The organism is Streptomyces sp. VNUA24, assembly GCF_029167005.1.
Taxonomy (GTDB): domain Bacteria; phylum Actinomycetota; class Actinomycetes; order Streptomycetales; family Streptomycetaceae; genus Streptomyces; species Streptomyces scabiei.
In genome coordinates this window covers 732,338-745,158 of sequence record NZ_CP119143.1, presented here as the reverse complement: position 1 = coordinate 745,158, position 12,821 = coordinate 732,338, and the positions used below count along the sequence as shown (strand labels likewise).

9 protein-coding genes are annotated in these 12,821 nt (G+C 74.1%); 6 read left to right on the top strand and 3 right to left on the bottom strand.

Translation table 11 applies throughout. The features are described from left to right. Window positions 1–51: 51 nt before the first annotated feature. Window positions 52–1,410, bottom strand: a complete 1,359-nt coding sequence (locus PYR72_RS03000) for an MFS transporter (protein ID WP_275453721.1) — start codon at window positions 1,408–1,410, stop codon at window positions 52–54. Window positions 1,411–1,551: 141 nt separating this feature from the next. On the opposite strand from PYR72_RS03000, the gene PYR72_RS02995 reads away from it, so the two are divergent. Then, the gene (locus tag PYR72_RS02995; RefSeq protein WP_275453720.1) at window positions 1,552–1,911 is read left to right on the top strand and encodes a metalloregulator ArsR/SmtB family transcription factor; all 360 of its coding nucleotides are present in this window, start codon (window positions 1,552–1,554) and stop codon (window positions 1,909–1,911) included. 51 nt (window positions 1,912–1,962) lie between these two features. Here PYR72_RS02995 and PYR72_RS02990 read toward each other — a convergent pair whose 3' ends face one another. Both PYR72_RS02990 and PYR72_RS02985 read right to left on the bottom strand, forming a co-directional pair. After that, window positions 1,963–4,068 (bottom strand): family 43 glycosylhydrolase, encoded by a 2,106-nt coding sequence (locus PYR72_RS02990; RefSeq protein WP_275453719.1) that lies wholly within the window; start codon window positions 4,066–4,068, stop codon window positions 1,963–1,965. Window positions 4,069–4,215: 147 nt separating this feature from the next. Beyond that, window positions 4,216–5,097: a (2Fe-2S)-binding protein gene (locus PYR72_RS02985; RefSeq protein WP_275453718.1), complete on the bottom strand. Its 882-nt coding sequence runs from the start codon at window positions 5,095–5,097 to the stop codon at window positions 4,216–4,218. Window positions 5,098–5,308: 211 nt separating this feature from the next. Between PYR72_RS02985 and PYR72_RS02980 the strand changes: the two genes are divergently transcribed. The 5 genes from PYR72_RS02980 to PYR72_RS02960 all read left to right on the top strand — a co-directional run bounded on the left by PYR72_RS02980 (window position 5,309) and on the right by PYR72_RS02960 (window position 12,749). After that, complete coding sequence (locus tag PYR72_RS02980) at window positions 5,309–6,523, top strand: ATP-grasp domain-containing protein (protein ID WP_275453717.1); 1,215 nt, start codon at window positions 5,309–5,311, stop codon at window positions 6,521–6,523. 149 nt (window positions 6,524–6,672) lie between these two features. Next, window positions 6,673–8,376, top strand: coding sequence for an IucA/IucC family protein (locus PYR72_RS02975; RefSeq protein ID WP_275460320.1), 1,704 nt, complete (start codon window positions 6,673–6,675; stop codon window positions 8,374–8,376). Between the two features lie 79 nt (window positions 8,377–8,455). Beyond that, the gene (locus PYR72_RS02970; RefSeq protein WP_275453716.1) at window positions 8,456–10,168 is read left to right on the top strand and encodes an IucA/IucC family protein; all 1,713 of its coding nucleotides are present in this window, start codon (window positions 8,456–8,458) and stop codon (window positions 10,166–10,168) included. 13 nt (window positions 10,169–10,181) lie between these two features. Beyond that, entirely contained in the window at window positions 10,182–11,372 is a 1,191-nt protein-coding gene (locus PYR72_RS02965) for a type III PLP-dependent enzyme (RefSeq protein WP_275453715.1), read from the top strand. Between the two features lie 186 nt (window positions 11,373–11,558). Continuing rightward, window positions 11,559–12,749 (top strand): 4-hydroxybenzoate 3-monooxygenase, encoded by a 1,191-nt coding sequence (locus PYR72_RS02960; protein ID WP_275453714.1) that lies wholly within the window; start codon window positions 11,559–11,561, stop codon window positions 12,747–12,749. Window positions 12,750–12,821: the final 72 nt, after the last annotated feature.

Below are 12,821 nucleotides of genomic sequence, written 5' to 3'. Positions count from 1 at the left end.
CACCGCTCGCGGGCAGGTCGTGGCGATCGTCGCCGTCCCCGGGCCGCCGCGCTACCGGGCGTGCAGTCCGTCGGCGAGGTGTCCGTGGCTGTGCCGCCAGCCCGTCGGCACGCGCAGGGCACCCACCAGATGGGGATGGCCGAGCGGGAGATCCGCGTGCACGTGGTCCGTCGGCGCCGGAGCCGCGGGCAGGCCGGCCGTCGACCGCGCCGGCGGCCACAGACGGACGGCCAGCACGGCCGCCGCCAGGGCGATCGCCCCCAGGGCGAACACCGCCCTGCCCAGCCCCGCCGCTCCCAGCCATCCGGCCAGCGGGTACGTCAGCAGCCAGCAGCCGTGCGAGAGGGAGAACTGCGCGGCGAACGCGGCCGTACGGTCCCCGGGCGCCACCGAGCGTCGCACCAGCCGCCCGGCCGGGGTGAGCACCGCCGAGGACGCGGCGCCGAACGCGGCCCAGAGGAGCAGCAGCGCGGGCAGCCGCCACATCCCGTCCCGGGCGGCCGTGACGAGGCCGAGTCCGGCGAAGACGAGGGGCAGGGACAGCGCGCCCGGCAGCATCACCGTCCGGTCGGACATCCTGTCCAGGACACGCGGCAGCAGCAGGGCCACGGCCATCGACCCGGCACCGTACGCCCCGAGCGCCACCGCGACGGAGCCCGCGGACAGGCCCAGCACCTCGCGGACGTAGACCACCGAGTTGACCGTCACCATCGCACCGGCCGCCGCGACCGCGAGGTTCAGCGCGAGCAGGGCCCGCAGCGCGGGGACACCGAGGGAGAGACGGGTGCCGGCCGTGGCCCTGGCGTACACGCCGTCGGCGCGGGGGCGGCCGGGGGCGGGCCGCTCGGGCAGCGCGGTCGAGAGCACCAGCGCGGCCGAGGCGAGGAAACCGAGGACGGTGCCGGTGAACAGCCGGTCGTAGGTGACGACGGACAGCAGGGCGGCCGCGAGGACGGGGGAGAGGAGGCTCTCCAGGTCGTACGCGAGCCGGGACATCGACAGCGCCCGTGTGTAGTCGCGCTCCTCGGGCAGTACGTCGGGGATGACGGCCTGGAACGTGGGCGTGAACGCGGCCGAGGCGGACTGCAGCAGGAACACCAGCACGTACACCTGCCAGACCTCGCCGACGAACGGCAGGGACACGGCGATCGCGGCGCGCACCAGATCGGCCGTCACCATGAGCGCCCGGCGCGGCAGCCGGTCGGCGACCGCGCCGACGGCCGGGGCGATCACCACGTACGCCACCATCTTGATCGCCAGGGCCGTCCCGAGGACGGAACCGGCGTCGGCGCCCGCGAGATCGTAGGCCAGCAGTCCGAGGGCGACCGTCGCGAGCCCCGTGCCCACGAGAGCGACGACCTGGGCGGCGAACAGCCGCCGGTAGGCGCGATGACGCAGAACGGCGAGCATACGGACGGCTCCCCTCGGCGGGACGTCGAGCGGTCGGGTGTCGGTACGCACGAGTGTAGCCCTCATGTGCGCACGTGCGCACATGAGGGCGCTCCGGTACATGACGCCCCGACCCGCGGCCGGAACGCCTACGCTGGGCCCATGCCAGAACGCCACGCCGTGTCAGCTGCGTCCGGTGCGCATCTGCGGGCCCCCGACAGCGCGCGGCTCGCCGAGGCGACCGGCGTGTTCGCGATGCTCTCCGACGCCACCCGGCTCCATCTGCTGTGGCTGCTCGCCCAGGGCGAGTCGGACGTGGGTTCCCTGGCCGACCGCTGCGAGGCCTCCCGCACGGCGGTCAGCCAGCATCTGGCGAAGCTCCGGCTCGCCGGGCTGGTGGACACCCGCCGCGCGGGGCGTCACATCTACTACAGCCTCGCCGACGGCCACCTCAGACGGCTGGTCGTGGAGGCCCTCAGCCACGCGGACCACCGGGTCAGCGGACAGGCGCCGCACGACTGACCGCGGGGCGCCGACCGGGCCACCGGACCGTGGTCCCGGCCGCCGCCCGGATCACCTCGGGCGGGCCACCGGCGCGATGGACTCCAGCGTCGGCACGACCTCCTCGATCGAGCCGTCGGCCGCGAACACCAGCCGGTCCAGGGTGGACTCCCGGCGCACGCCGTCACCGCGCGCAGTGCCGGGGCCCGGGACCGCGAACCGGTGGTAGCAGATGAACCAGTCGTCGGTGCCGGGCACGTTCACGACCGTGTGGTGGCCGGTGGCGAGGATCCCGTACTCCGGGCGCTTGCGCAGGATCACGCCCCGCTCGGTCCACGGGCCGAGCGGCGTGGGGCCGGTGGCGTAGGCGACACGGTAGTCCTCGCTGCGGGTGTCGTCCTCCGACCACATGTAGTAGTAGACGCCCCGCCGTTTGACGACGAAGGCCCCCTCACGGAAGTTCTCCGGGGTGAACCGGCGCACCCGCGCCGGGTCGAAGGACACCATGTCCTCGTTCAACGGGACGCCGTACGCCTCGCAGTTGCCCCAGTAGAGATACGCGGTGCCGTCGTCGTCCCGGAAGACGGCCGGGTCGATCATCTGGCCCGCGTAGTCGTCGCGCGCGACGAGCGGCCGGTCCAGGGCGTCCCGGAAGGGGCCGGTCGGGCTGTCGGCCACGGCCACACCGATCTGCTGGTCGGCGCAGAAGTAGAAGTAGTAGGACCCGTCGCGCTCTCCGGCGGCCGGTGCCCAGGCGTGGCGGTCCGCCCAGCTCACGTCCGATTCCAGGTCGAGGACGACGCCGTGGTTCTCCCAGGTGACCAGGTCGTCGGAGGAGAACACCTCGAAGCGGGTGCCGCCCCAGCCCTCGAAGCCGTCCGTCGTCGGATAGATGTAGTAACGGCCGTGGAATTCCTGGATGTTGGGGTCGGCGTACAGACCCGGCAGCAGAGGGCTGCGCATCGGCACCGCCTCGACCGTCCAGGTGCGGGCGGTACCGTCGGCCGCGGTGACGGTGTACTCCCGCGGGGTGCGGAAGTCGCGCGGGGTGCCGGACGGAGGATCGATCCGGGAGCCCGCCGACAGGGTGAACTCCGGCGCGAGAGCGTCGAGTCCGGCCCCCGGGTGCAGGGGCAGGACGACCCTGGACGCGGCCCGGTCGACGAGCGCGTACGCCTTCAGGCCCTCCGGTACGTCGGCGTCGACGACGGACGCCGCCGGCGCGTACCCGGCGAGGAGCCGTTCGTACTCGGCCCGCGTCACCGGCAGCACCGAGCCGTGGCGCGCGCCGGGCGGCAGCGCGAACTCCGCACAGGGCGTCCACCGCCCGGAGTCCAGGTCGGTGGTCTCGAAGGGTACGTAGCCACGCCCGCTGAACTCGTCGACGAACAGGTACCACCTGCGGTCGTCCGTGGTGGACCGGAAGACGATCGGTCCCTCACCCTGCTCGACCGCCCCGTGCCCGATCCGGTCGGCCACGAAGTCGTACGAGGTGGCGCGCAGCTCCTTCGCCTTCTCCACGGTGATGAACTTGCCGCCGGGAGCGGCGGGGGAGTTGCCGCGCTCGTCCTTGGTGAAGCGGTAGTAGGTGCCGTCGTGGCGGACGACGGTCGAGTCGATCACCGAGTGGCCGGGGTCGTTCCACAGCCGGGGCTCGCTGAAGACACGGAAGTCGCGGGTGGTCGCGTACAGCATCCGGTTGTGGGTGTCGGCGGTGTGGTCCGGGTCGTCCCGCGCGTACAGCTTGGACGCCCAGAAGACGACGAACTCGCCCCGCTCCGGGTCGTGAACGGCCTCGGGCGCCCAGACGTTGCCGGCGGTGTCGGGGGCGACGCGCACCCGTCGACGGTCGGTCCAGTGCACCAGATCGGTGCTCTCCCAGACCATGAGGGAGGTGCTCCCGGTGCGCTGCACCCGGTCCCAGTCGCCGTCCGGCTCCCCGTGCATCCTGAGGTCGGTGGCGATCAGGTAGAAGCGGTCACCCTCCGGGGCGCGCACGAGGAAGGGATCGCGCAGCCCGCCCGTGCCGACGTCCGAAGTGAGCACCGGCGCCCCGCCGTTCAGCTCGCGCCAGCGCAACGGGTCGTTCCCCCGGCTGAGCGCGAACCGGATCCGCTCACCGTCCGGGCTTCCCTCGCCGGTGAAGTAGACGAAGACGTATCCGGCGTACTCCTGCAAGCCGACCTCCAGAGCTGCGACCTTTTGAGGCTTCCTGTGCGGAAGCTCCGTCGAAGAGTGTTGCTATCTGTGTCCGGCGGCGTCAATCGGCTCAGGGGCCGGGGGCGGCGTCGAAAAGTTTCGGCGCGGGGGTGCGCTCCCGCGCGGTCAGCCCTCCAGGCGGCGGATCCGTTCCGCGTCGCAGGTGCGCGGGCAGGTGGAGCACGCCTCGGCCGGGCGGATCGTGTAGTAGAGGCAGCAGCCCAGGCGGGTGCGGGTCGGGTGTTCGCGGCCGTCACCGGTGCGCAGCAGGCGGAAGTCGGCGCCGCCGGGGAAGGGGGCGTGCGCGCCGGGCAGGACCGCGGAGGCGGCCCGGACGCCGGCGGCCTCGTCGCCGCGCGCACGGCCGAGGTACCACAGCCCGGAGACCAGGTCGTCCGAGACCAGACCCCACAGGGCCCGCGAGCCCCGGCGGACGAACGGGCCGAACGCCTCCAGCACCGGGGCCATGTGGTCCGCGACGGCGGCCCGCAACTCCGCGCGCAGCGCCTCCGGGTGGGCGACGGTGCGAGCGCCGGGCAGGCCCGCGGCGGGGTCGTCCGGCAGGCAGACGAGGCCGGAGCCGGGCCGGATCTCGAAGGCGCCGGTCCCGAGGTCGACCCGGAGGTCGTCGGGGGCGACGCGGGGCACCCGCCGTTCCAGGTACCAGACCCCGCTCATCAGCAGGGCGGCCGACCAGGCGTAGTCGTGCAGGGCGCGGGAGGCGGCGACATGGCGGGGTGCGCGGTGGTCGTGGCGGTCCCGGATGCGGGCGGCCTCCGCCTCGACGAAGGCTTCCACGCTCTCCTGACCGCCCATCAGGTTGATGGTGTGGGGCCCGGCTTGAGGTGTCCGCCGGTCCGGGGAGGGCGCCGGCCGGCCGCCGGACCGGGCCACGTGTACGGACAGGGCGTCGCAGATCGCGTCCAGACGGCGGTAGGCGGCGGCCAGGAGGTCCGGGACGTGCGTGGCGGTGCCGGCCCGGGCGTCCTCCAGATGAACCACGGTCATCCGTCACTCCAGAGCGTGAAGAGGTTTTGCAGTCGGGGTAGGTGAGGCTTACCTTATCCACAAGATCGCCCAGCGATGACCAGGCTCCACCCCGAGCCACCGGCGTACGGCTTCCCGGGCGGTGACTCCCGCGGTTCGCGGGGCGGGCCCCACCACGAGACCGGCCCGCCCCGCCGCCCCCGACCCGTCAGCGGAAGTAGTGCACCACCCCATGCGTCTGTACCTGCTCGCCCTCAACCCCACCGATTCCGTCACCGAGGGCTTCCTGCCCGCCGCGGCCCGGCTCGGCCTGGACGTCACCGTCCTCACCGACCGGCCCGACGACCATCGCGCCGCGTACCCCGGGACCGAGATCCTGGCGTGCGACGTACGGGACCACCGTGCCGTCGTCACCCGGATCTCCACCCACCACCGGCCCGACGCGGTCTTCACCAACAGCGACCACCTCCAGGCCCAGGCCGCCCTCGCCGCCCACTACTTCGCACTGCCCGGCAAGGACTGGCGGGCCGCCCTGCGCACCAAGGACAAGGGCGAGATGCGCCGCCGGCTGGCCGCCGCCGGTGTCGACACCGTCTGGTCAGCCGAGATCCGCGACCCGGCCGACCTCACCGGCCCCCGCGTCGCCGACGCCCCGTACCCCTGCGTCGTCAAGCCCCGCGAGGGCGTCGCCAGCGAGGACGTCGTCCTCGTGGCCGACGCCGGGGACCTGGTGGCCCGCGGCAAGGAGATCCTGGCCCGGCGTCCGGGGGCCGCCCTCGTCGTCGAGGAGTACCTACCGGGTGAGCTGTACACCCTGGAGACCCTCGGTGACGCCCGGGTCCGGCACGTCGTCGGTGGTTTTCATACCGAGCTGTCCCCGCCGCCGTACTTCGTGGAGCGGCGGATGGCCTTCGTCCCGGCCCACCCCGAACCGGTCGTCGCACAGATCCTCGCCCAACTGGACGTGCTCGGCGTCGGGTTCGGGGCCTGCCACACCGAGTTCGTGGTCCACGACGGCCGGGCCCGTGTCATCGAGGTCAACTACCGTGCCATCGGCGACCGCTGCGACCTGCTGCTCGCCCGGCTGCTCGGCCTCCCGCTCTTCGAGCACATCCTCCGCACCCACCTCGGCGAGCCGCTGCCCGCCGGCCTGGGCGCCGGACGTGCCGCCGCCGCCCGCCTGGAGTACCCCTGCGCCGACCGGGCCGGAACCCTGGTCGCCGGCCCCGCCGCCACCGAACTCCACGTCGACGGAGTCGACCTGACGTACCGTCCGCTCCGCAGGATCGGGGAGCACCACGAGCTGTACCGGACCAACCGCGACTACCTCGGCGTCCTCACCGCCACCACCACCGCCACGGGGACCGCCTCCGCCGCCGGTCAGCAGGCCGTCGACCGGGTGGCGGCGGACTTCCTCGCCGCCCAGCGCTGGGAGATCCGGCCGTGACCGCCTACGCCCGCCCCGTGGCCCCCGCCGAGCACACCACCGATGCCGCGTCCACCACCGCCGCCTCGCCCGTCACCACCGATGCCGCGCCCGCGGCGCCCGTCACCACGGATGCCGCGGACGCCGTCGAAGCCGGCCTCCTCACCCGCGTGCTCGGCGCCCTGCTCCGCGAGGACGTCGTCGGCCTGCGCTCCCGCGGCACCCTCGTCCACCGCGCCGACGGCCCCTGGCTGCGCCTGGCCGCCGCGGACGACGCCCTCCTCCTGCCCGTCACCGAGGACGGCTTCCAGTCCCCGTACGCCGCCCGGGAACCCCTGCTGCTCCGGGAGTCGGACGGCGCCCGCCTCGGCACCTGCGAGGCCGTCCTCGCCGCGCTGCGCGCCCTCGCCGAGCCCGTCGACCGCGCCGGCTTCGACGCGTTCGCCGAGGAGTGCCGCCAGACCCTCGCGACGATGCTGCTGCACGAGGAGACGGGGGAGGAGACCGCCGCCGGGCTCGTCGACCTGTACGGGGCCGACCCCGCCGACTGGACCGGACCGCGCGCCGGACTCGCGTTCGACACCCTCGCCGCACGCCTCGACCACCCGGTCTACCCGACCGCGCGCGGCCGCGCGGGCCTGGACCGCGACCAACTGCGCCGCTGCGCACCGGAGTTCCACCCGAGCTTCGCTCTCCGCTGGCTCGCCCTGCCCCGGGCGGCCGTCACCGTGTCCGGAGCCCTCCCGGACGCCTGGCCCACCCCCGCCGGGCTCGGCCTCGCGGGCCTCGACCGCACGCATCTCACCCTGCCCGTGCACCCGTTGACCGCCGGCGCACCTCTCGAAGCGGCCCTGCGCGAGGCGGGGCTCGCCGACCACGCCGTCCTCGCCGACCGGCCGTACCTCACGGTCGTGCCCACCCTGTCGATGCGGACGGTCGCACCGGCCGCCGCCCCCGGACTGCACCTCAAACTCCCCCTGGCGACCGCCACCCTGGGGCTGCGCAACAAGCGCTCCATCAAGCCCGGCACCCTCGCCGACGGCGCCGCCGGACAGCGTCTCCTGGCGGCGGTCCTCGACCGCGAACCCCGCTTCCGGGGCCGGATCCTGCACGCCGACGAGTCGGTGTACGCGCACGCCGGACACGAACTCCTCGCCGTCCTGTGCCGCCGCCTCCCGGCGGACCTCGACGACTCGCTCGTCGTCCCCCTGGCCGCCCTCCTGGCCCCGGCACCCGGCGGGCGACTGGTCCTGGACCACCTCGCCGACCGGTTCCACGGCGGTGACCCGATCGCGCTGCTCGACGCCGTGCTGACCCTGCTGTTCGACTGGCAGACCACGCTCTTCGGGTACGGGATCGCCCTGGAGTCGCACCAGCAGAACGTCTCCCTGGTCCTCGGCCCGGACTCCGGCGCGCTGCGTCTGCTGCTGAAGGACAACGACGGACCGCGCGTCGACCCCGTCCGCCTGGCCGCCGCCCTCGGCACCCACGAAGGGGTGGGCGAAGGCGGCTGGGGCTTCGACGACGCCCGCACCTTCACCACCGACGACCGCGCACTGACCGACGTCTTCACCACCATCACCGTCCATCTGTGCGCCGGGGCCTACGCGTTCGGCCTCGCCCGCCACGGCCGCGCGCCGCTGCCCGAGCTGCTGCGCTTCGTCCGGGACCGGCTCACCGAGGCCGTCGACCGCCTCGGCGGCGACGCGGCGGCCGTCCTGCGCGCCCATGTGCTGCACGCCGCCGAGCTGCCGGTGAAGGCGATGGTGACCGCCGGGACCCTGCTCGGCAAGGAGAGGACGGGCGCCGCCGACATCAACAAGCACTACACCACCGGGCCCAACTACCTGCTCCGGCCCGGTGCTCCGGGATGACTTCGCGGCCGGCGCGGCCGCCGGCCCTCCCTTCGCGTCCGACCCGCCCCCACGACCGCGCACCCGCTGGAGCCGCCGCATGCCCCCGCTCACCGACTCGCCCGGCACCACCCGCCTCCCCGCCGCCGGCGACGCCGTCGCCCACACCCTCCTGAACTGCCTGCTGCGCGAGGTGTCCGGCCCCGAACACCAGACCGCCGTCAGCGACGGCCACCTGCTGCTGCGTCTGCCCCGCCGCGGACTCCTCCTCCGGGTCGCACTGCGCCGCACGTCCCTGCTGGGCGCCCACCGTTTCACCGGCCCCGTCCACGAGCGGTCGGGCACCGGCTGGAGACCGCTCGACTGGCGCCGCCTCGCCGCGTACACGCACGACGAGCTGACCCTGCGCACCGGCGTCCGCAACCCCGAGTTCCTGCACCAGGTCGACTCCAGCCACCGCACCCTCGCCGCCACGCTCACCACCCGCGAGGCCGGCGCGCACGCCCCGCACGGGCGCCCGGACTATCTCGCCTCCGAGCGGTCCCTGCTGTTCGGCCACCGCTTCCACCCCACCCCGAAGGCCCGTACCGGCGACGCGGAGTCCTGGCGGTCGTACGCCCCCGAGGACGGTGCCTCCTTCCCGCTCCGCCGCCTCGCCGTCCGCGACCACCTGATCGCCGAGGAGAGCGCCGAGGCCGGGGCGACCGCCGTGCTCGACCGGGAGTCCGGCGGCGTCCCCGACGGCTATCGCGTGCTGCCCGCGCACCCCTGGCAGTACGAGATGCTGCGCGGACACCGGCTGCTGCGCGAGGCCCTGGGCCGCGGCGACATCCTCGACCTCGGCCCCGGAGACCGGGAGTACGCAGCCACCGCCTCCGTGCGCACCCTCTTCGACGGTGACGCCTTCCTGAAGTTCAGCCTGAACGTCCGGATCACCAACTGCCTTCGCAAGAACGCCAGTTACGAACTCTCCGGCGCCGTCGCCCTCACCCGCGTCCTCGCCCCGGTCCTCACCGACCTGGAGAGCCGTTTCCCCGGCAGCGCGGTGCTGCGCGAGCCCGCCTACCGCAGCCTCGCCGTCCCCGGCCCCGACGGCACCCCCGACCGGACCCTCCTCGAAGGCTTCGGTGTGATCGTCCGCGAGGGCCTGTCCCGGCGGCTGCTGCCCGGCACCACCCCGCTGCTCGCGGCCGCCGTCGCCGACGAGTACCCGACCGGCGCCGCCCATCTCTCCCGCCTCCTCGACGGCGCGGGTCCCCGGGCGGCCCTGACCTGGTGGAAGGCGTACCTGCGCCTCCTCCTGCCGCCGGTCCTCGCCGCCTACTTCGACCACGGGCTCGTCCTCGAACCCCACCTCCAGAACGTCCTCGTCTGCGTCGACCCCGACGGCATGCCCGCCCAGGTCCTCTTCCGCGACCTGGAGGGCGCCAAGCTCCTCCCCGGCCACCACGCCGACGCCCTCGCCGCCCTGCCGCCCGAGGTCGCCGGACCGATGGCGTACGACGCCCGGCGCGGCTGGGACCGCGTCGTGTACTGCCTCCTCGTCAACCACGTCGCCGAACTGCTCGCCGTCCTCGCCGACCTGCACCCCGGGACCGAGCACGACCTGTGGGCGGAGGTCCGCGCGACCCTCCGGGCCCACGCCGACGAGGCCGGCTGCCCGCCCCTGCTGGCCGAGCTCCTCGCCGGAGCCCCGCTCCCCGCCAAGACCAATCTGCTCACCCGCTGGGAACGCAGGGCCGACCGCGAGGCCGGCTACGTCCGCCTGCCCTCCCCTTTCGCCGAGGACGTCCTCCACCGGGGCGCCCGATGACCAGGAGCCGTCGATGACCCAGCCCACCCCCGCCGTACGCGACTGTGTCCTGTCGCTGACCTCCGCCCACCTCCCCGCGTACGTGTACGACCTGACGGCCCTGCGCGACCACGCCGCACGGGTGCGGGCAGCCCTCCCCGAACGGGTCGAGCTGTACTACGCGGCCAAGGCCAACCCCGAGCCGGAGATCCTGGCCGCGCTCGGCCCGTACGTCGACGGCTACGAGGTGGCCTCCGGCGGCGAACTCGCCCATGTCGCGAAGGCCGTCTCCGGCGGACCGTCGGCCTTCGGCGGGCCCGGCAAGACCCCGGACGAGATCCGGGACGCCCTGGAGCGCGGCGTCGCCCGCTTCCACGTCGAGAGCGAGCACGAACTGCGGATGCTCGGCGAGCTGGCCCGGCGTGCGGCGCCGGCCCGGCCCGTCGGGGTGCTCCTGCGCTTCAACCTCGCGGTGGCCGACGGCTCGCTGGCGGGCAGTGCGCTCGCGATGGGCGGACGTCCCACCCCGTTCGGCCTGGACCCCGGCCGGACCGCGGACGTGCTGCGCCCCCTCACCGACGGCACCTACCCGCACCTGGAACCGCTCGGCGTCCACGCCCACCTGGCGAGCGGGCTCGACGCCTCCGCCCTGCTCTCCGTCGCCCGTGCGGTCGTGGACTGGGCGACGGCCCTGGACATCCCGGTGCGCGAGGTGAACGTCGGCGGCGGGATGGCCGTCGACTACACCCGCCCCGAGAGCCGCTTCGACTGGCAGGAGTACGGCGCGGGCCTCGCCCGGCTCGCCGACGCGCACCCGGACCTGACCCTGTGCATCGAGCCGGGCCGGGCGCTGACCGCGTACTGCGGCTGGTACGCCACCGAGGTGCTGGACGTGAAGCGCAGCCACGGTGAGGAGTTCGCCGTGGTCCGGGGCGGCACCCACCACTTGCGCACCCCCGCCACCAAGGGCCATGACCAGCCGTGCTCGGTCCTGCCGGTGGAGCGGTGGCCGCACCCGTGGCCGCGCCCGTCGGCCGAGGAGGACCGCGTCACCCTCGCCGGACAGCTGTGCACGCCGAAGGACGTCCTCGCGCGTCACGTGCGCGCGCCGGGGCTGCGGGCGGGGGACAGGGTCGTCTTCGCGCTGGCGGGCGCCTACGCCTGGAACATCTCGCACCACGACTTCCTCATGCACCCGCGCCCCGGTTTCCACTTCGTCGACTGATCCTCGACCGCTCCGACACGGAACCCGACCGCCCGCCCCGGCCCTCTGAGGGGGTGTGACCGTTGACAGCCGGGCAGGCCGGGCGCAGACTCATGCGCACAAGAGAGTGAAGTGAATTTCACCTGACGAACAAAGTCGGTGCCCCGGGACGGGACGCGGCCCGTCTTCCACGACGAGGAGTACTCCATGCACACCACTGTCGGCATCATCGGCGGCGGCCCGGCGGGGCTGCTGCTGGCCCGTCTGCTGCACAACGCGGGAATCGACAGTGTGGTTCTGGAACGCAAGGACCGGGCCTACGTCGAGCAGCGTCAGCGCGCCGGCATCCTGGAGCAGGCCACCGTCGACGTGCTGCGCTCGGCCGGGGCGGGGGCGCGGCTGGACGCCGAGGGCATCCCCCACGACGGCATCGAACTGCGCTTCGACGGCCGTGCCCACCGCGTCGACTTCCCCGGGCTGACCGGCGGACGCCGGGTGTGGGTCTACGCCCAGACCGAGGTCGTCAAGGACCTCATCGCCCTCCAGCTCACCGGCGGCGGCCCGCTGCTGTTCGAGGCCGAGGTGCACGCCGTGGAGGGGGCCGACACCGACCGGCCGTCGATCCGGTACACCCACGAGGGCCGCGAACAGACCCTGACCTGTGACTACGTGGTCGGCTGCGACGGCTTCCACGGCGTGGCCCGCGACGCCGTTCCGGACGGCGTGCGCACGACGTACGAGCGGACGTACCCCTACTCCTGGCTGGGCATCCTCGCCGACGCCCCGCCCGTCTACGACGAGCTGATCTACGCCCACTCCGAGCGCGGCTTCGCGCTGGCCAGCATGCGGTCGCCGTCCGTGAGCCGCCTCTACCTCCAGGTCCCCAACGGCACCGACCCGGGCGACTGGTCCGACGAGCGGATCTGGGACGAGCTGGACGCCCGCCTCGCGCTCACCGCGAACCCCGGCTGGCGGCTCAAGCGCGGGCCCGTCACCTCCAAGGCCGTCCTCCCGATGCGCAGCCACGTCACCGAGCCGATGCGCTACGGCCGGGTCTTCCTGGCAGGCGACGCGGCGCACATCGTGCCGCCCACCGGCGCCAAGGGGCTCAACCTCGCGGCGACCGACGTCATCGTGCTGGCCCGCGCCTTCGCCCGGCTCAGGGAGACCGGGTCGACCGAGCTGCTCGACGCCTACTCGGACACCTGTCTGCGCCGGGTCTGGCGGGCCGAGCACTTCTCGTACTTCATGACCACGACCCTGCACGCGGACCCGGACCAGTCCCCGTTCGAGACCAGACTCCAGCTCGCCCAGCTCGACCGGGTCGCCACCTCGCGCCACGCGGCGGCCGAACTCGCGGAGAACTACACGGGGCTGTCGCTGGAGACCGGCTCCTGACCGTGCCGTCGGCCCGGCTCGCCCGACGGGGCCGGTGGCCGACGGGGACGACAGCGAGGGGCTGTGACGACA